Genomic DNA, 18,584 nt, shown 5'->3' on the forward strand with positions numbered 1-18,584 from the left:
GTGTGTCAGAGATTCGAATTTCGCTGGTCTGTCTTCGTCGATCTCTCGATCGCAGTATCCGGTTCTCAAGGTCCCCCCGCGCCGGGCCGCGGCCGTGGCCGCTCCGTCGCGCGGGGAATAACTATACGCACCCCGGGCGCCCGCGCGGGCGAGAAAGTCGCCGTCCACGTTTTCTGCACAATTCGGGGGCGGGGGGCGGCCTCTTCTTATATATGTGTTCTAGAAGCCCTCGCGCACGAGTTCGCACGCGGCACTAAGCAAGTCGTCTCGGTCACGCGCCGTCGCCGCCTCCGCGTAGACCCTCACGACGGCACTCGTCCTCGAAGGCCTTACAAGCGCCCAGGAGTCATCGTCGAACTGGACCCTGAGGCCGTCCGCGTGCGAGACCTCGATCGGAGCCTTGCCTGCGAGTTTCGCGGGATTCAGGCCGGGGAGCACGTTTCGGAACGCTTGACTCGCCGCAGGGTCGAGGCGAATGTCCCTGCGCGCATAGGACATGCAGCCGATTGCGGACTCGAGCTCGCCCGTCATGGTTGAGAGCGACTTTCCTGACTTTGCGAGCATCTCGACTGCGAGCAGGCATACCAGCAGGCCGTCGCGCTCCTTGAGATGGGAAGGGACGCATACGCCCCCGTACTCCTCCACCCCCATGATCACGTCAGTATCGAGCATCTCACGATAAATCCGAGAGAACCCGACCGGCACCGATGTCGTCTCGCATCCGAGCCGCTCCGCCTCGCGCTCGATGCACGCCGAGCACGTAAGCGTCGTGACCACTCGTCCGTGGGCCCCGTGACCCATCACGAGGTTGCCGAGCACCATGGGCACCAGTACGCGAGCGGGGAGCAGGTTGCCCAGCTCGTCCACTACTGCAGCTCGGTCGGCGTCACCGTCGAGCAGCAGCCCCATATCAGCCTCGTGTGCGACGACTGCCTGCTCGCACGCATCCGCCCAGGGGTCGCGCGGGTCGGGATGAATGCCGCCGAAGTCCTCGCGCTTCTCGACATGAATCTCGATGACCTCGCAGCCGAGCTCCCCGAGCAGCCGGGCCAGGCATGCCGTCCCCGACCCGTACATGGCGTCGACGACGATTCGGGGCCGACGAGCCGCGATCACCCCACGGTCGACGAGACTCGCAAGGTGCTCGAGGTAGGGCCCGACGAGGTCGCACTCCTCGAACGCGCCTCGCTCGCTCGAGGGCTTGAGCGAGATGGCCTGCTCGACCTCGTCCAGGAAGTCCCGCGAGACGGGGCCTCCGTCGAAGCCGCGCACCAGCACTCCTCCGTACTCGCAGGAGCGCTCGCTCGCCGTGAGGATGACCGCGCCGTACGCAGCATCGTCCTGGGCGCATGCCCAGGCCACGGCGGGAGTCGGGCAGGGGGCGTCCGACATCTTGACGACGAGCCCGTATGCAGCGAGGATTCCGGCGACGAGGCGCGCACCATCGGCAGACCCGTGACGCGTGTCGTACCCGACGTAGATCGTCGAATCGGGCGCCGAGTCGGCCCACATGACGCCAAGGGCGTCGGCAACGCGCGCCAGGTTCTCGGAGTCAAAGCCGTCGTCGAAACGCGCGCGCCAGCCGTCGTAGCCGAAGCGAATCATGTCTCCTCTCTTGCTATCCAAGGAGACGCTCGCCCCTCTCGCCCAGGGCCTCGCGGAAGGCCTCGACCTGCGCGGGGTCGTCGAGCGCCATGCGCGCGTTCGTTGCGGCCCAAGCGGCGGGCGTACCGGTGTCGCAGCCCTCGGAGGGGTCAACCACGAGGGCGTACATCTCCTCCTCCGCAAGCAGGCGCTCCATCGCGTCAGTGAGCTGAATCTCGTTGCCCGCGCCGGGCCCCTGAGTTGCCAGCAGGTCCATGATGCGCGGGGAGAGCAGGTAGCGACCCACTATGAAGAGGTGCGAGGGCGCGTCCTCGGGGGCCGGCTTCTCGACGAGGCCCGTAACCTTCCAGACGGCGCCCTCCTGCTCACCGACGGCATCGGTGCCGGGATAGCTCCCGACGCACGTGCCCGCGATGATGCCGTACCGGCTCACCTGGTCCGCCGGAACGGGCGCCACGGCGATGACCGAGGCGCCCCCGTGCTCCCGGGACACCTCTGCCATGCGAACGCACATCTGGCGTCCGGGCACAAAGTAATCGCCTAGAAGAACGAAGAACGGGTCGTCATCGACCTCGCCCGCCGCCTGGAGCACCGCGTGCCCGAGCCCGCGGGCCTCGTCCTGGTACACGAAGGAAACGGGAAGCGTGGACGCAGCGTGCACACGGGCGGCCTCCTCGGCCTTGCCACGTGAGCGCAGCATCGACTCGAAGACGTGGTCGACCGAGAAGTAGGACTCGATCTGCGGCTTCTCGTGCGAGTTGATGATGACGACGCCGTCGACCCCCTCGGGCTCGAGCGCCTCCTCAACGACATACTGGATGACGGGCTTGTCAAGAACCGGCAGCAGCTCCTTGGGGGTGCACTTGGTTGCCGGGAGAAAGCGCGTGCCGAGTCCGGCGGCAGGAATGATTGCCTTCATCTGAGATTCCTTCGCTTCGGTTTTCCAGAGGCCGCCCTCGATGCTCAGCGGCACCCAAAAGATACCCCAACGTCTCGTCCGTCATTCGCCTATACCCGCCAGCGGACGAAGAAGCGCGCCCTCCGTTGCGAAGGGCGCGCCTCGTCACCGTACGTTCACATGGGCCGTCAAGCTACTCGGGAATCCTGAGACCCTGTCGCTCGAGGTAGCCGATGAGCCGTCCCATCGTGTCCTCGGACAGGACGTGCTCCATGAGGCACGCCTCGCGATCGGCAACGTCGGGGTCCACGCCGAGATCCGTCTCGAGGAAGAGTCGCAGCGCCCGGTGCGCGCGCCACACCAGCGCAGCGTAGTCTCGGCCGCGCGAGGTGAGCGTCACCCTGCCGTAGCGGCTCTGCTCGACCATGCCGGTCTCCTTGAGCGTGGAGAGAGCCTTGTTGACGCTCGCCTTCGAAACGCCGAGCTGCTCCGCGACATCGACCGAGCGGACCGTCCCGTCCGCCACCTGATCGTGGAGCGAAAGACGGTAGATTGCCTCGAGGTAGTCCTCGCTCGCCTTGGTCAGGACGTGGTCGTCGTGATTCTCTGCTCCGGGCACGTCGCCTCCTCTCGTCGCGTCGTCGGGAACGACGCTACATGGTGATGTCGTCGTCCTCGTCGGCAACGGTCGTGCGCTCGATGCGCGCGCCGAGCGAGGAAAGCTTCTCGACGAAGCCCTCGTAGCCCCTGTCGATGTGATGAATGTCAGAGACGGTGGTCACACCATCCGCGACGAGGCCCGCCATGACAAGCGCCGCGCCGCCGCGCAGGTCCGGGGATCGAACCTGCGCGCCCGAGAACCCCTCGACGCCGTGAACAATGGCGTGATGGCCCTCGATGACGATGTCCGCACCCATGCGCGAGAGCTCGCTGGCAAACATGAACCGGTTCTCAAAGACGTTCTCGGTGATGACGCAGCTTCCCTTTGCGAGCGCGAGCAGGCACATCGTCTGGGCCTGCATGTCCGTGGGGAAGCCGGGGAACGGCAGCGTCTGAATGTCCGTGGGGGCCAGGGGCCGATCGCGCCAGACGGTGCAGGCGCGTGCCTCACGCTCTACGGAGGCACCCATCTGCTCAAACTTCTTGAGAACGAGGCCGAGATGCGTGGGGTTGAAACCGCGCACCGTCACTGGACTGCCAGTCAGAGCGCCGATGGCCAGGAAGGTGCCCGCCTCGATGCGGTCACCGACGACCTCGTGCGTGACCGGGTGGAGCTCGGACACGCCCTCGACCTCGATGACCGGCGATCCGGCGCCCGACACCTTCGCGCCCATCTCGTTGAGCATATTGGCGAGGTCCACGATCTCCGGCTCGCGCGCCGCATTGTCGATTGTGGTGGTGCCCCGGGCAAAGACCGAGGCCATCATGAGGTTCTCGGTGGCCCCCACGCTCGCAAAGGAGAGCGTGACGGTGTCGCCGACAAGGCCGTGCGGCGCGCTCGCATAGATGTTGCCGTGATCGACCTTGAACTCGACCCCAAGGGCCTCGAGTCCCAGGATGTGCATGTCGATCTTGCGGGCGCCGATGTTGCAGCCCCCCGGCATCGCGACGACCGCCTTGCCGAAACGCGAGAGCAGCGGTCCAAGCACTGCGGTCGAGGCGCGCATCTGGGCCACGAGATGATAGGGGGTCTCCCAGGAGTCAACGCCAGAGGTGTCGATCTTGAGCTCGTGCTCGTTTACGACCTCGATCTTGGCGCCGATGTTCTTGAGCACCTTTCCCATCACGTGGACGTCCGCGATGTTGGGAACGTTCGTGAGCGTGGTGGTACCCGAGGCCATGATGGTCGCTGCCATGAGCTTGAGCGCGGAGTTCTTTGCCCCCTCCACGCGCACCTCGCCCGTGACGTCGTGACCGCCCTCTACCCGTATGACGTCCATGCAACCTCCGTGCTAGTGGGAAGTCGGCGCGGCGCTCCCCGTGACCTGCTTGAGCAGAAGGTTACACCACCTTATCTTCCCTTCATAATAAGCGCGCCTGTGGTCGCCCTCGTCAATCTGGTCGAGGTGCTCGATTGCCTCGTCGCGCGTCTCGCGAACCGTGTCCGGGTCGATGTCATCGGCGCGGCGCGCATGATCGGCGAGGATAATGACCTCGTCGTTGTCGATTTCGGCATAGCCTCCGGAGACGATGACGTCGTACTCGCCGCCGCCTTCCTGGGCGCGGCGGGTGATGCGAACCACGCCGTCGCCCAGGGCCACGATCTCGGAGGCGTGGCCGGGCCACACCCCGAGCTCGCCCGCATAGGTGACGAGCACGAGGCTGGCGACCGCGCCGCGAAAGATCTGGCGATCCGGCCTGACGAACTGACAGATGAGCTCAGCCATGACGCTCCCTAGCCCTTTGCCATCTCCGCGGCGCGGCGACGGACGTCATCGATGCTTCCGGCAAAGCGGAACGCCTGCTCGGGAAGGTCGTCGCACTTCCCGTCGACGATCTCGGCGAAGGAGCGCACCGTGTCGGCGACGCTCACGTACACGCCCGGGTTGCCGGTGAACTTCTCCGCAACGTGGAACGACTGCGAGAGGAACTGCTGAATCTTGCGCGCACGCGCAACAATGTGCTGCTGCTCCTCGGAGAGCTCGTCCATGCCCAGGATGGCGATGATGTCCTGAAGGTCGGAGTACTCCTGGAGGGTCTCCTGGACCGCCATCGCAACGCGGTAGTGCTCCTCGCCCACGATCGACGGGTCGAGCGCGGAGCTCGAGCTCGCAAGCGGGTCAACGGCAGGATAGATGCCGAGGTCGGTGATGGCTCGCGAGAGGACCGTGGTGGCGTCGAGGTGCGTGAACGTCGTCGCCGGGGCGGGGTCCGTAAGGTCGTCTGCAGGGACGTAGACAGCCTGGACCGAGGTGATCGAGCCCTCCTTGGTCGAGGTGATGCGCTCCTGAAGCTCACCCATCTCGGTTGCCAGCGTGGGCTGGTAGCCGACCGCGGACGGCATGCGCCCGAGAAGCGCCGAGACCTCGGAGCCCGCCTGCGAGAAGCGGAAGATGTTGTCAATGAAGAGAAGGACGTCCTGCCCCTGGTCGCGGAAGTACTCGGCAGTCGTGAGGCCGGCGAGCGCGACGCGCATACGAGCTCCGGGCGGCTCGTTCATCTGCCCGTAGACCAGGCACGTCTTGTCGATGACACCGGACTCGGTCATCTCGAGGTAGAGGTCGGTACCCTCGCGCGTCCGCTCGCCGACGCCGGTGAAGACGGAGGTGCCGCCGTGCTGCTGCGCGAGGTTATTGATGAGCTCCTGGATAAGGACCGTCTTGCCGACGCCGGCGCCACCGAAGAGACCCGTCTTACCGCCGCGAACGTACGGCTCGAGAAGGTCAATGGCCTTGATGCCGGTCTCGAAGATCTCGGTCTGCGTGGTGAGCTCGTCGAAGGCGGGAGCAGGGTGGTGAATCGGGTAGAACTGGACGTCGTCGGGACGAGGCTTGCCGTCGACAGGCTCGCCCATGACGTTCCAGACTCGACCCAGCGTCGAGGGGCCGACGGGCATCATCATGGGATGACCGGTGTCGGTGACCGCGAGCCCTCGGGTGAGGCCATCGGTCGACGACATGGCGACCGTGCGGACCACGCCCCCGGGGAGCTGCGACTCGACCTCGAGGACGGTCCTCACGTGACCGACGGGCGTGTCCCCCTCGACGATCAGGGCCGTGTAGACGCTCGGGACCTGCTCGTCAAACTTGACGTCGACGACGGGGCCGACGATGCGGACGACCCGGCCCACGCCAACGCTCTTGTTGAGCTTGTGGTACGCAGCCTCCTCGAGGGCGCTGCGCGGCTCCTGGTTCTTGTCTGCCATTAGTTGTCCTCCAATGCGGACGCGCCGCCGATGATCTCGTTGAGCTCGGTGGTGATGGCGCCCTGACGCTCGCGATTGTAGGTGCGCGCCAGCGCGTCGAGCACCTCCTTGGCGTTGTCGGTCGCGGACTGCATGGCCCGGCGACGAGCGCCGTGCTCCGCTGCGGCGGAGTCGAGCAGCGCATGATAGATGACCGTCCGGAAGTACGCCGGCATGAGCTTGCCGAGCACTTCCTCGGGAGACGGGTCAAACGAGAAGTCCGTGTGCTCGCGCGTCGCGACGCTCGCCAGGGCCTCGCGCTCGCGGGGCTTGTTCGGCATCGTGAGCTGCTCCTTGGTGATGGGGAGAAGCTGCTCTCTGACCTGGTCCTGCTCGACGCGGTTGCGCGCGTGCCAGTAGTAGAGCACCACGCGGTCGATGGCCCCCGTGGAGTAGCCCTCCATGACATAGGAGGCAATGCGGTCCGCCTGATCCATGTTGGGCTCCGACGAGATGCCGATGAAGGACATCACCGGGACGATCTTTCGGTACGTAAAGTACTCGGTGGGCTTGCGTCCGCAGGTGATGACCGACGACTCGACGCCGCGCTCGGCGAGGCGCCTCATCTCGTGCTCGACCGCGCGCTGCTGAACGATGTTGAAGCCGCCGGCGAGGCCCTTGTCCGACGCGATGAGGATGAACAGGACGTGCTTCTCCTCGCCGTGCTTGGCCAGGAGCGGCTGCGAGGAGTCAAAGCCCGCGGCCGCGACGTTGGCGAGCATGCGCGTGATCGCGTCCTTGTAGGGCTCGGCCGCCTCGGCCCGGTCAAGGGCGTGGCGGATGCGAGCCGTGGAGATCATCTCCATCGTGCGCGTAATCTGCATGGTGCTCTTGATCGAGCTCCTGCGCCTCGATATCTCGCGAAGGTTAGCCATCGTCTGCTATCCCCTAGTGGAGCTGTCCTGCGGGCGCGGGCGTCGTGGGCTCCGAGCTGGCCTCGACGTCGGCGCGCTTCTTGTTGGGGTGCTCCTTGAGGAACGCCGCCTTGAAGTGGGCAATGTGGACCTTGAGGCGCTCCTGCGTCTCCTCGCTGAGCTTGCCCTCGACCAGGGAGCTGCGCAGGGCAGGGTGCTTCTCGGCCATGTAGCGCGCGAGCCCGTCACGGAAGAGATTGACGTTCGCGAGGTCGATATCGTCGAGGAAGTCCTCCTTGGCGGCAAAGATCACGATGATCTGGTCGCGCACGTCGAGCGCCGAGTAGCGCTGCTGCTTGAGCATCTCCATCATGTGGGCGCCATGGTTGAGCTGGTACTGCGTCGTGGCGTCGAGGTCGGAGCCGAACTGGGAGAAGGCCTGCTTCTCTCGATAGGCGGCCAGGTCGAGGCGCAGCGTGCCGACCACCTGCTTCATGGCCTTCACCTGGGCGTCGCCGCCCACGCGCGAGACCGAGATGCCCACGTCGACTGCCGGGCGCTGGCCCTGGAAGAAGAGGTTGGACTGCAGGTAGATCTGCCCGTCGGTGATGGAGATCACGTTGGTCGGGATGTAGGCCGAGACGTCGCCCTCCTGGGTCTCGATGATCGGGAGCGCCGTGAGCGAGCCGCCGCCGTTGGCGTCGGAGAGCTTGCAGGCGCGCTCGAGCAGGCGCGAGTGCAGGTAGAAGATGTCGCCGGGGTACGCCTCGCGTCCGGGCGGACGGTGAAGCGTCAGGGACATCTGGCGGTAGGCGACGGCCTGCTTGGAGAGGTCGTCGTAGACGACGAGCACGTGGCCGCCGGGATGGTCCTTGTCGGCAGGGTTGCCGTGCTCGTCGTTGTACATGAAGTACTCGCCGATCGCGGCGCCCGCCATGGGGGCGATGTACTGCATGGGCGCAGAGTCGGCGGCGGTCGCCGCGACGATGACCGTGCGGTCGAGCACGCCGTGCTGCGAGAGGGACTCGCGGATGCCCGCAACCGTGGAGGCCTTCTGGCCGATGGCCACGTAGATGCAGATCATGTTGGTGCCACGCTGGTTGACGATGGCGTCGATGGCAATCGCCGTCTTGCCCGTCTTGCGGTCGCCGATGATGAGCTCGCGCTGGCCGCGGCCGATGGGGACCATCGCGTCGATGGCGAGGAGTCCCGTCTGCACCGGCTCGCACACGGGCTGGCGCTCCATGATGCCCGGGGCCTTGTACTCAATCGGGCGGCGATGCGTGGTGTTGATGGGCCCGAGGCCGTCGATGGGCTGGCCGAGCGGGTTGACCACGCGACCGAGCATGGCGTGCCCGCAGGGGATGTCCATGACGCGGCCGGTCGTCCGGCACTCGTCGCCCTCCTTGATGTCCTCGACGTCACCGAAGAGCACGGCGCCGACCTCGTCGGAGTCGAGGTTCTGCGCAAGGCCGTAGACGTCACGGCCGGTGGCGGAGCTCGTGAACTTGAGGAGCTCGCCGGCCATGGCGGTCTTGAGGCCGGAGACGTGCGCGATGCCGTCGCCAACCTCGGTCACGACGGAGGCCTCCTGGCGATCGACCGTCGCGCTGATCGCGGCGAGGTTCTCGCGAAGGGTCTCCATGATCTTCTCGGAGCTGATGCTCGTCGTCACTTCTCCTCACCTCCAATGAACGAAGCGGAAAGCGTCTTCCTGATGTTTGCGAGCTGAGCGCGCACGGAGGCGTCGTAGCGCTTCCCGCGCACCTCGAGCATGATCCCGCCGATGATGCCGGGATCGACCCGCTCGACGAGGTACACCGGCGACCCAAGGTCCCTCTCGGCCTTGGTACGCACCTTGGCGCGCAGATCGTCGTCCATGGGGACGGCGGTCGTCACTGTCACCGAGACGGTCTTGTCGTGCGCGTCGAGAAGCTCCTTGTAGTGCTTGGCGACCTCGGCGATGAGGTCAAGGTCGTCCTCACGCTGCATGGCGGCGAGCGTCTCGATGACCTCGGGGGAGAACTTCCCGGCATGCTGCCACTGCACGAGGTCGGCGTTGGCGCGTCCCTCGGAGCGGGCGGCCTCGATGAGCGCCCTGGTGTACGCCTCGACCTTCTCGGCGTCAACGTGCCTAGTTGCCATCTGACTTGCCCACTTCCGCGAGGTACTTCTCGGCGAGGCGGCGCTGCTGCTCCTCGCTCAGGCTCTCGCCGATGATCTTGGTCGCGATCTCGACGGAGAGGTCGACGACGGAGCCCGAGAGCTCGATCATGGCCTTGTGGCGCTCGGAGTCGACGGCGCCGCGCGCCTTGGCGATGACGTCGGCGGCCTCGTGCTGGGCCTTGGCGAGGATGCGCGCGCGCTCCTCCTCGGCCTCCTTCTTCGCCTTGGCGACGATGGCCTCGGCCTCGCGGTGCGCCTCGACGATCTTGGCGTCGTACTCGCGAGCCTGGTTGGCCGCCTCGACCTTGGAGCGCTCCGCCTCGTCGAGGTCAGACTGGATCTTGCTCTGGCGCTTCTCCATCATCGTGAGCACGGGCGGCCACACCAGCTTCGAGAGGACCGCCAGGATGATGAGAAAGGCGATGAGCGCGGGCACGAACTCGGCGGGCTTAGGAATCAGGATGTCGGCGCCCACCGCCGACTCCTCGGCGAGCGCCACGACCGGCGTCGCCGCGAGGGCGACGAACCCGGTCGCGAACGCGCCGATGCCGGCGCCGAGCCTACTCGGAGAATTCTTCATGCTGCTTGCCTCCAACTCGCTCGCGCGACAGCCCTACTTGACGATGAGGCTGACGACGAAGCCGATGAGGGCGAGTGCCTCGACGAATGCCGAGCCCAAGATGAAGACCGTGAAGAGACGGCCCTGAACCTCGGGCTGACGAGCCATGCCCTGCGCGACGCCGTTGGCGGCAAGACCGATGCCGATGCCCGCACCGATGACGCCGAGGCCATAACCGATTACTCCGAGAGCTCCCACTGTTCCTCCTTTGACATCCGCCCCTCCAGACCGTGCGGGGGCGAGTTTCAAACCAAACGACTTGACGTGCTATGCGCAGCGGACAAGCGTCCGCGTGCTGCCGATCTAGTGCTCGTCCGCCTCGGCGATCTGGATGTAGATCGCGGAGAGCAGCGCGAAGACGTAGGCCTGGACACAGGCGACGATGATCTCGACGGCATAGATGACGAGCAGGATGCCGACCCACAGGACCGACGCTCCCGCCTGCAGGGCCGTCATGGCAGAGAAGGCCTCGATCATGGGCTCGAAGAAGAGTGCTGCCAGGATGGCGAAGGTGCCCATGACGACGTGACCGGCGAAGAGGTTGCAGAAGAGTCGGACGGCCAGGGTGACGAGCCTCAGGATGGTCGAGAAGACCTCGATGAGCCACACGAGCGCGTTGAGCGGGAACATCACGCCCGCAGGAGCAAGGCTCTTGGCATAGCCGAAGGCGCCGTGCTTCTTGATGCCGCAGATGATGAAGTAGACGAACGAGCACAGCGCGAGCGCCGCCGTCGTGGAGATGGTGCCGGTCCCGGGCTTGCAGCCGGGGATGATGCCCACGATGTTGTTGGCGAGCACCACGAGGAAGATCGTCGCGATGAAGGGGAAGTGGCGCTTCCAGGAGTCGCCGAGCAGGCCCTTGCACATGTCATCGCGCACGAACTCGACGATGTACTCGACGCCGTTCACGAAGACGCCCTGAGGAACGAGGCTCTGCGACTGCTTCTTCTTGAAGACGATGAGCACGACGAGCATCAGGATGACCGCGACCGCAAACCAGAACGAGTACTGCGTGAAGCCGAGCGTGTCGAGGTTGCCGACGATCGGCTGCGACGTAAAGCTCGAGACGAGCTCGTTGACCTCCTCGCCCAGGCTGTCCAGAGGATTGCCCACGCTATGTCCTTTCCCCCCTCGGGTCAGCGCCCGCCCGTGGCGCAGCGCCAGCCCCTCACCGCCTCGACCGCCCAGAAGAGCAGGAACGAGCCGACCATCGCGCAACCGAACTCGAGGAATCCGGCGTTCGTGGCAGTGTACACCACAAGTAGGACGACCGTGAGCGTGAAAAACGACACCCCCACGGCGGCGATCGCGGCGCCAAGGCTGACCTGGGCGCCACCTCTCAGGGCCCGCTCGAAGAGCGCGGCGGGAGCCACGCACCCCACGAGCCCGAAGAGCACGCCGGAGACGATGGCAACTGGAGGCTCCACGTACCCGTCTCCCATCTGCGCGATTTCGAAAACACGACGAGTCTAGTTCAATCGCGCAAAAGGTCAAGGGGGGCGCCGAAGCGCCCCCCATTCGCCATAAACTCAAAATAATGAGGGCCTGAGTTACTTGGTGCCGTAGATTCTGTCGCCCGCGTCGCCGAGGCCGGGAAGGATGTAGGCGTGGTCGTTGAGGCAGCGGTCGAGCGCGCACGTGTAGAGGCGCACGTCGGGGTCGAAGTCGAGCACGGCGCGCACGCCCTCGGGCGCGGAGACGAGCGTGAGGGCGCGGATGTCACGGACCCCCGCCTCGCGCAGGAAGTGAATCGCGGCGGTGAGCGAGCCGCCCGTGGCGAGCATCGGGTCCACGATCAGGCAGGTGCGGCTCTCGATGTCCTCGGGGAACTTGCAGTAGTACTGATGCGGCTCATGGGTCTCGGGGTCGCGATACATGCCGACGTGCCCCACGCGGGCAGACGGAACGAGCTGGAGGATGCCGTCGACCATGCCGAGCCCGGCGCGCAGGATCGGGATGATGGCGACCTTCTTGCCCGAGAGGCGACGGCACGTGGTGGTCTCGAGCGGGGTCTCGACCTCGACGTCCTCGAGCGGGAAGTCACGCATCGCCTCGTAGCCCTCGAAGATGGCGAGCTCGGTCACGAGCTCGCGGAACTGCTTGGTGCCCGTGTCCTTGTCCCTCAGAATAGAGAGCTTGTGCTGGACGAGCGGGTGGTCGATGACGGAGAACCGCCTGGGGTCGAACTCCTCTGCCATGGATCTGTCTTCCTTTCTCCCTCTGGTATGACGTTGCGCCGCGGCCGACTCAGCCGAGCTCTGGGTAGAGCGGGTGGGAATCGAGCAGCTCGCGCACCTCGAGGAGGGCTCGGTCGGCGACGGACCGGTCGGCGATGCGGGCCACGACCTCGCCGATGAGCTCTCCCACGCGCTCGCACTCGACCTCGGAGAACCCACGCGTGGTCACCGCCGCGGAGCCGACGCGAATGCCGCTCGTGACGAACGGAGAGCGACGCTCCCCGGGGATGGTGTTCTTGTTGACGGTGATGCCGACCTCGTCGAGCGCCCTCTCAGCGTCACGGCCCGTCACGTCCACCGGCGTGAGGTCGACGAGGAGCAGGTGGTTGTCCGTGCCGCCGGAGACCAGCCTGAGCCCGCGCGACTCCATGCCTCGACCGAGGGCCCGGGCGTTGGCGAGGACGGCGTCGGCGTACGCGGCGAACTCGGGCCTCAGCGCCTCCCCGAGCGCGACCGCCTTGCCGGCGATCACGTGCTCGAGCGGACCTCCCTGGCTGCCGGGGAACACCGCCGAGTCGAGGCGCCTGGCGAGCTCCGGGTCGTTCGAGAGAATCATCCCGCCGCGAGGGCCGCGCAGCGTCTTGTGCGTCGTCGTGGTGACGACGTCCGCGCAGGGCACGGGAGAGGGATGGCGCCCCGTGGCGACGAGCCCCGCGATGTGGGCCATGTCGACCATGAGAAGGGCGCCCACGCCGCGGGCGATCTCGGCGAAGCGCTCGAAGTCGATGGTGCGGGGGTACGCCGAGGCGCCCGCGATGATGACCTTGGGGCGGCACTCGCGCGCGAGGGCCTCGACGGCGTCATAGTCTATGCGCTCGGTGCGCTCGTCCACCCCGTAGGACACGATGTGGTAGAGGCGCCCCGAGAAGTTGGCGGGCGAGCCGTGCGTGAGGTGCCCACCGTTGTCGAGCGCCATGCCCATGACCGTGTCGCCCGGCTCGGCGAGCGCCGAGAGCGCGGCGTAGTTCGCCTGGGCGCCCGAGTGCGGCTGGACATTGGCGAAGCCCGCCCCGAAGAGACGGCAGGCGCGCTCGCGGGCGAGGTTCTCCACCTCGTCGACCGCCCAGCAGCCGCCGTAGTAGCGCTTGCCCGGCAGCCCCTCGGCGTACTTGTTGGTGAGCGGGGACCCCACCGCCTCCATGACGGCGAGCGACACGAAGTTCTCCGACGCGATGAGCTCGACGGAGGAGCGCTGGCGGCGCAGCTCGTCGCCCATGGCGGAGAAGACCTCGGGATCGGACGCCCTCAGGTTCTCGTACGTCATGCCAAACCCCCTTCATTCGCGAAGCGCCCGCAAGGCGGGCGCTCGGTGCAGGCTAGATTCCGAAGTCCGCGGGCACGCCGGCGAAGCCGGGGTCATCCTCGCGCATGATCTTCTCGACGCGACCGGTGTGACGCCCTCCGCCGAACTCGGTGGTGAGGAAGGCGTCGAGGATCTTCTCGTTGTCCTCGAGCGAGACGAAGCGCCCGGAGAGGCCGATGACGTTGGCGTCGTTGTGCTCGCGCGCGAGCTGCGCGAACTCGACAGTCTGGATGGGGGTGGCGCGAACGCCGGGAACCTTGTCGGCCGCCATGGCGATGCCGAGGCCCGTTCCGCAGATGAGCACGCCGCGCTCGACGTCGCCGCGGGCGACGGCGCGGGCGACCTTGTCCGCGAAGTCGGGGTAGTCGCAGCGCTCGTCGGTCGCGGGGCCCATGTCGACGACCTCGTGCCCCTGTGAGCGGAGATACTCCGCGAGCGGGTCCTTCTGGACGAAGCCGGCGTGATCTGATGCAATGGCGATGCGCATGGTGCTCCCTCTCCTCGCGGTGTCCTGCCTCCTCCTAGGGTAGCACGGCCCCGCGACGAGCGGGGGAGCTCAGCGGGCGAGGCGCGCGACGTCGGCGGCGGAGACCGCCCCCTCGCGCAGGACACGGGGCGCGGGCCCGGTCGCGTCGACGATGGTCGAGGCCACCCCGACGGGCGCGGGACCGGCGTCGAGGACAAGGTCGACGGCGTCGACGATGCCCTCCTCCACGGCAGCCCCGCTCGTCGCCGAGGGCGCGCCGTGGGTGTTCGCGCTCGTCTGGGCAAGCGGGACACCGAGCGAGCGCACCACGCGGCGGCAGAGCTCCGAGTCGGGAACGCGCAGGGCTATGGTCGCCCCGCCCTCGCCGTCCTGCGCGTACTCGGGGGGCACGGCATCGGAGGCACGCACGACGATGGTCAGGGCGCCCGGCCACAGGCGACGGGCGAGACGATGGGCCCAGGCGGGGACCTCGCGCCCGTAACGGTCGAGGTCGCCCTCGTCCGCGACGAACCACGGGAGCGTCTGCGAGCGCTCGCGACGCTTCACGTCGAAGATGCGAGCATGCCCGGGGTTGCCCGGGAGCGCGGCACAGGCGATGCCGTAGACGGAGTCCGTGGGGAGCACGACGACACCCCCGCTCGCGAGCACGGACGCGACGCGGTCCACGACCCCCTGCGCGGGGCTTGCCTGATCGACGGCGACTACCTCGCCCATGACTAGCCCTCCCTCGCGCAGACGAGGACGCGCGGCCTGCGCGTGAGGTCCTCGCGCACCTCGACGGACGCCCATCCGCCCTGTGCCCCGGCGAGCGCGGCGGCATCGTCGAGGGAGCCCTCGTAGAGCTCAACGGCGAGCGTGCCGCCGGGCTCGAGCGCGGTCGCGGAGAGCTCGAGCAGGCGCCGGAACACGTCGAGCCCGTCCGGGCCGCCGTCGAGGGCGAGCTTTGGCTCGTAGTCGACGACCTCGGCGGGGACCTCCTCGCGCAGCACCCTCGTGGGAATGTAGGGCGGGTTGGAAACGAGCACGGAGAAGGACCCCATGAGCGCAGGGTCGACCCCCGACGCAAGGTCGCATTCGACGAGCTCGACGGCATCCTCGAGACCGAGCGCCTCGCGGTTGCGCGCGGCGAGCCTGATGGCGCGATCGGAGAGGTCGGTTGCCGTGACGAGGGTCCCGGGGCGCTCGGAGGCGATCGAGAGGGCAACGCAGCCCGTGCCGGTGCCTACCTCGAGCACCCGCACGGCGCGCTCCCCCACGACATCGCCGCCCCTGCGCGAGACGGCGGCGTCGACGCCCTCGAGGGCGGCGTCCACCAGGACCTCCGTCTCGGGCCGCGGAATGAGCACCCCGCGCTCGCAGCGCAGGACGATGTGCCGGAAGGGCATCTCGCCGGTCACGTACTGAAGGGGCTCGCCCGCGGCACGGCGCTCGATGGCGGCGTGCATGGCCGTCAGCTCGGCCTGCTCGAGCGGCTTGTCAAAGTTAACGTAGAGCTCGACGCGAGAGAGGCCGCACACGTTGGCGAGCAGCCACTCGGCCGAGAGACGCGGGTGCTCGTCGCCCCTGCGCTCAAGATAGCCGCTCGTCCAGTCGAGGACGCGCTTGATCGTCCAGAGTTGCTCCTGTGCCATGGTCTCCCCTCGCCCCGCTCCGGAACCGCATCATAGCCCATGCGGGGCGCGGGCGCCCGCGGCCGGGGCCGCTACACCGCCTGCGCGAGCTTCTCCGCGCGCTCCGCGGCGGCGAGCGCCTCGATCACCGAGGAGAGCGAGTCGCCGAGCAGCACGCCGTTGTAGGTTCCGTTGAAGCCGATGCGGTGGTCGGTCACGCGGTCCTGCGGCTGGTTGTAGGTGCGAATCTTCTCCGAGCGGTTTCCGTGCCCGATCTGGGAGAGGCGCTCGGCGCCCTGCTCGGCCTGCTGGCGCTCGAGCTCCATCTCATAGAGTCGGGCGCGCAGCATCTGCATGCAGACCTCGCGGTTCTGGATCTGGGATCGCTGGTCCTGGGACTGGACCACGGTATTGGTGGGCAGGTGGGTGATGCGCACCGCCGAGTAGGTGGTGTTGACGCACTGGCCGCCGGGGCCGGAGGCGCAGTAGGTGTCGATGCGCAGGTCCGACTGCTCGATCTGGATGTCGATCTCGTCGGCCTCGGGAAGCACCGCCACGGTCGCGGTCGAGGTCTGGATGCGACCCTGGCTCTCGGTCTTGGGGATGCGCTGGACGCGATGGACGCCGGACTCGTACTTGAGCACGGAGTAGACCTTGTCGCCGGAGACCTTGAACTCGATGGTCTTGAATCCGCCCGCCTCGGAGGGGCTCGAGGAGAGCACCTGGATCTTCCAGCCGCGACCCTCGCAGAAGCGCTGGTACATCTTGTACAGGTCGCCCGCGAAGATGGCGGCCTCGTCTCCGCCGACGCCGGCGCGGATCTCGACGATGGTGTCCTTCTCATCGTTGGGGTCGGCCGGAATGAGCAGGAACTTGATGTCCTCCTCGAGGGCCGGGAGCTTGGCCTCGTTTCCGGAGATGTCCTCCTGCAGCATCGCCTTCTCCTCGGCGTCCGCCTCGTGCAGCATCTCCTTGGCCGCCTCGATGTCATCGAGGGCGCCCAAGTACTCACGGGCCTTCGCCACGAGCTCCGCCTGGCTCGCGTGCTCCTTGGCAAGGCGCGCGTACTCCTTGGGGTCGGAGACGACGGCGGGGTCCATGAGCTTCTTCTCGAGCTCCTCGTATGCCTGAATGATCTTGGTGAGCTTGTCTCGCACGGTAGTTCTCCTTATGGGGTCGTGTGGCCGGGCATGCGTGATGGGGGGCGCGGGCCCCGGGCGCAGCTAGAGCATGTCAAACCTCGGATACACGAAGCCTCCTCGGAGCCAGTCGAATTAACCCTCTTATCTTACCCCGAACCAAGAGCCGCGACGGCCGTTCGCGCAAAGTCCACGCGAGCGGCCACGGGCGCGAACCGCACGCGCGTTGTGAGACACTAGGGACGCGAAACAGGGAGGTGCCACGATGCCAGACGAGCTTGAGAGCGGGCGCACGGAGACGGGGGCGACAGCGGGTCCGGAGCGCGGGCAGCTGCCCGACGAGACCCTCGCGGGCGAGACGGCCACGCTCCGAGACGGCACGTCGCACCCCGGCACGACCGAGCGCAGGCCGGCCGTGGGCGAGGCGCCGTCGCGCGCGGGCGAGGACGCAGGGGAGCGAGACGCGGGCGAGACGAGCTCGCGCCCGTCCGCGACCGAGCGGGCCGCAGCGCTCGTCGGGCTCGTCCGGAGGCATCGCGTCGCGGCGGGGCTCACGGCGCTCGCCGTCCTCGCGCTCGTGACGGGCATCGCCCTCGTCATCACCTCGACGCCCGGCCTCCCCTCCCGGGAGCTCGTCGAGCGCGACGCGCGGGAGCTGCTCGCAACCCCTGCGTACGACCCCGGAAGCTTCGGGTGGGACGACATCATCGTGCGGCGCGACGTCGAGGTCCGCTCGGTGAGGCCGGGTGACGGAGAGGGGCGCGCCGTCGCGGACGTGCTCGTCACCTACGAGGGCGAGAGCGTCTCCGCGCGGCAGGCGGCAGAGATCGACTACTCCCGCGTGAACGGCTCCTGGCATGCCGACGGCGAGCCGAGAGACGTCCGCGTCTCCTGGGAGGAGCACGACGGAATCGATCCGGAGAAGCTGTCCTCCGGCAAGGGCGCGCTGCTCGCCCGAGCGGACGGGAAGCTCGCCGCGGAGGGGGACGACGGGGGCACCACGCTCTCGCAGCTCTACGCGACCTCCGACCTGAGCGTCGACTCCTACACCCACGACCCCGAGACCGCGACCTGCTTCGCCGAGCTCACCCTCACGCGCCCCGGAACCTTCGAGACGTACAGCTGCCACATGAGCGTCACCCTCTCCTTCCGCACCTCGAGCGGTCAATGGGAGATCGAGGAGCTCGAGGTCGCCGACGGGGCCAAGGCGAGGAGCCTCGAGCCTCTGACGGGCACCTGGCTGGGAACGTTCGTCAGCCAGGAGACCGACGGCACGAAGTGCCTCGCAGCACGCGAGGAGGGGCTGACGCTCGTGGTGGAGTCCTCCGTCACCGAGGCGGGGGTCACGCAGGTGACGGGGGTCGTCTCCAGCGTCGCGCACTACCACGACCACCCCGCGCAGGACGCGCAGAGCTGCCAGGGGGACCTCTCCTTCTCTGAGGTCCCGCTCACGGCGACGCTCACCGACGACTCCGACGGGGCGCTCGTCCTCGAGGGAACGCTGCCGGAGGACGTGGGCGGGGTGGTCTCCGTCGTCATTCGCCTTGGCGAGAAGGACCGTCCGTCCGCGGCCACGGTGGAGGTGACGACGTCCTACTCGACCACGGGGTCGATCATCTTCATCCCCTACGAGAGGACGATCACCTACACGGACACCTTCAGCCTCTCGCGTGCGACGTAGCATTGCGGCGGGCGTCCGGGCGGGGGCGAATCGGTGCGTGCCCGGCGCCCGCGGCCTAAAACAAGGAGCGCCCCGCACCTC

The 18,584-nt window shown here is 67.5% G+C and carries 20 protein-coding genes; 1 reads left to right on the top strand and 19 read right to left on the bottom strand.

Going from position 1 to position 18,584, the window contains the following annotated elements:
• Positions 1–219: 219 nt before the first annotated feature.
• The 19 genes from BQ7106_RS06905 to prfA form a co-directional block, all read right to left on the bottom strand.
• The gene (locus BQ7106_RS06905; protein WP_240307453.1) at positions 220–1,626 is read right to left on the bottom strand and encodes a phosphohexomutase domain-containing protein; all 1,407 of its coding nucleotides are present in this window, start codon (positions 1,624–1,626) and stop codon (positions 220–222) included.
• Positions 1,619–2,524: a UTP--glucose-1-phosphate uridylyltransferase gene (locus tag BQ7106_RS06910; RefSeq protein WP_072373429.1), complete on the bottom strand. Its 906-nt coding sequence runs from the start codon at positions 2,522–2,524 to the stop codon at positions 1,619–1,621. The genes BQ7106_RS06905 and BQ7106_RS06910 overlap by 8 nt, the downstream gene beginning before the upstream one ends.
• A 172-nt stretch (positions 2,525–2,696) precedes the next feature.
• A complete protein-coding gene (locus BQ7106_RS06915) occupies positions 2,697–3,122 on the bottom strand; it encodes a metal-dependent transcriptional regulator (protein WP_072373432.1) in 426 nt (141 codons plus the stop codon).
• Between the two features lie 34 nt (positions 3,123–3,156).
• Positions 3,157–4,443 carry a UDP-N-acetylglucosamine 1-carboxyvinyltransferase gene (gene murA, locus BQ7106_RS06920; protein WP_072373436.1) on the bottom strand — a complete coding sequence of 429 codons (1,287 nt, stop codon included), beginning with the start codon at positions 4,441–4,443 and terminating at the stop codon, positions 3,157–3,159.
• A gap of 12 nt (positions 4,444–4,455) precedes the next feature.
• Complete coding sequence (gene atpC, locus BQ7106_RS06925) at positions 4,456–4,890, bottom strand: ATP synthase F1 subunit epsilon (protein WP_072373439.1); 435 nt, start codon at positions 4,888–4,890, stop codon at positions 4,456–4,458.
• An 8-nt stretch (positions 4,891–4,898) separates the two neighbouring features.
• On the bottom strand, positions 4,899–6,368 hold the full coding sequence (gene atpD / locus BQ7106_RS06930; protein WP_072373443.1) for a F0F1 ATP synthase subunit beta: 1,470 nt from the start codon (positions 6,366–6,368) through the stop codon (positions 4,899–4,901).
• Complete coding sequence (atpG, locus tag BQ7106_RS06935; RefSeq protein WP_072373447.1) at positions 6,368–7,282, bottom strand: ATP synthase F1 subunit gamma; 915 nt, start codon at positions 7,280–7,282, stop codon at positions 6,368–6,370. The genes atpD and atpG overlap by 1 nt, the downstream gene beginning before the upstream one ends.
• Before the next feature lie 13 nt (positions 7,283–7,295).
• Positions 7,296–8,936 (bottom strand): F0F1 ATP synthase subunit alpha, encoded by a 1,641-nt coding sequence (atpA, locus tag BQ7106_RS06940; RefSeq protein ID WP_072373450.1) that lies wholly within the window; start codon positions 8,934–8,936, stop codon positions 7,296–7,298.
• The gene (locus tag BQ7106_RS06945; RefSeq protein ID WP_072373454.1) at positions 8,933–9,406 is read right to left on the bottom strand and encodes a F0F1 ATP synthase subunit delta; all 474 of its coding nucleotides are present in this window, start codon (positions 9,404–9,406) and stop codon (positions 8,933–8,935) included. The genes atpA and BQ7106_RS06945 overlap by 4 nt, the downstream gene beginning before the upstream one ends.
• Complete coding sequence (gene atpF / locus BQ7106_RS06950; RefSeq protein WP_072373457.1) at positions 9,396–10,007, bottom strand: F0F1 ATP synthase subunit B; 612 nt, start codon at positions 10,005–10,007, stop codon at positions 9,396–9,398. The genes BQ7106_RS06945 and atpF overlap by 11 nt, the downstream gene beginning before the upstream one ends.
• 33 nt (positions 10,008–10,040) lie before the next feature.
• Positions 10,041–10,244 carry an ATP synthase F0 subunit C gene (gene atpE / locus BQ7106_RS06955; RefSeq protein ID WP_072373460.1) on the bottom strand — a complete coding sequence of 68 codons (204 nt, stop codon included), beginning with the start codon at positions 10,242–10,244 and terminating at the stop codon, positions 10,041–10,043.
• Between the two features lie 105 nt (positions 10,245–10,349).
• The gene (gene atpB / locus BQ7106_RS06960; RefSeq protein WP_240307454.1) at positions 10,350–11,159 is read right to left on the bottom strand and encodes a F0F1 ATP synthase subunit A; all 810 of its coding nucleotides are present in this window, start codon (positions 11,157–11,159) and stop codon (positions 10,350–10,352) included.
• Between the two features lie 23 nt (positions 11,160–11,182).
• Positions 11,183–11,473 (bottom strand): hypothetical protein, encoded by a 291-nt coding sequence (locus tag BQ7106_RS11290; protein ID WP_072373463.1) that lies wholly within the window; start codon positions 11,471–11,473, stop codon positions 11,183–11,185.
• A gap of 123 nt (positions 11,474–11,596) precedes the next feature.
• Positions 11,597–12,244, bottom strand: coding sequence for a uracil phosphoribosyltransferase (gene upp / locus BQ7106_RS06970; protein ID WP_072373466.1), 648 nt, complete (start codon positions 12,242–12,244; stop codon positions 11,597–11,599).
• 49 nt (positions 12,245–12,293) lie between these two features.
• Positions 12,294–13,547 carry a serine hydroxymethyltransferase gene (gene glyA, locus BQ7106_RS06975; RefSeq protein WP_072373469.1) on the bottom strand — a complete coding sequence of 418 codons (1,254 nt, stop codon included), beginning with the start codon at positions 13,545–13,547 and terminating at the stop codon, positions 12,294–12,296.
• A gap of 52 nt (positions 13,548–13,599) precedes the next feature.
• Entirely contained in the window at positions 13,600–14,073 is a 474-nt protein-coding gene (rpiB, locus tag BQ7106_RS06980) for a ribose 5-phosphate isomerase B (RefSeq protein WP_072373472.1), read from the bottom strand.
• A gap of 69 nt (positions 14,074–14,142) precedes the next feature.
• Positions 14,143–14,787: an L-threonylcarbamoyladenylate synthase gene (locus BQ7106_RS11080; protein ID WP_072373475.1), complete on the bottom strand. Its 645-nt coding sequence runs from the start codon at positions 14,785–14,787 to the stop codon at positions 14,143–14,145.
• Between the two features lie 2 nt (positions 14,788–14,789).
• Positions 14,790–15,704 (bottom strand): peptide chain release factor N(5)-glutamine methyltransferase, encoded by a 915-nt coding sequence (gene prmC, locus BQ7106_RS11085; RefSeq protein ID WP_072373477.1) that lies wholly within the window; start codon positions 15,702–15,704, stop codon positions 14,790–14,792.
• 71 nt (positions 15,705–15,775) lie between these two features.
• Positions 15,776–16,840, bottom strand: coding sequence for a peptide chain release factor 1 (gene prfA / locus BQ7106_RS06995; RefSeq protein WP_072373479.1), 1,065 nt, complete (start codon positions 16,838–16,840; stop codon positions 15,776–15,778).
• A 247-nt stretch (positions 16,841–17,087) separates the two neighbouring features.
• On the opposite strand from prfA, the gene BQ7106_RS07000 reads away from it, so the two are divergent.
• On the top strand, positions 17,088–18,503 hold the full coding sequence (locus BQ7106_RS07000; RefSeq protein ID WP_072373482.1) for a hypothetical protein: 1,416 nt from the start codon (positions 17,088–17,090) through the stop codon (positions 18,501–18,503).
• Positions 18,504–18,584: the final 81 nt, after the last annotated feature.

The organism is Thermophilibacter mediterraneus (assembly GCF_900119385.1).
Lineage (GTDB): Bacteria > Actinomycetota > Coriobacteriia > Coriobacteriales > Atopobiaceae > Thermophilibacter > Thermophilibacter mediterraneus.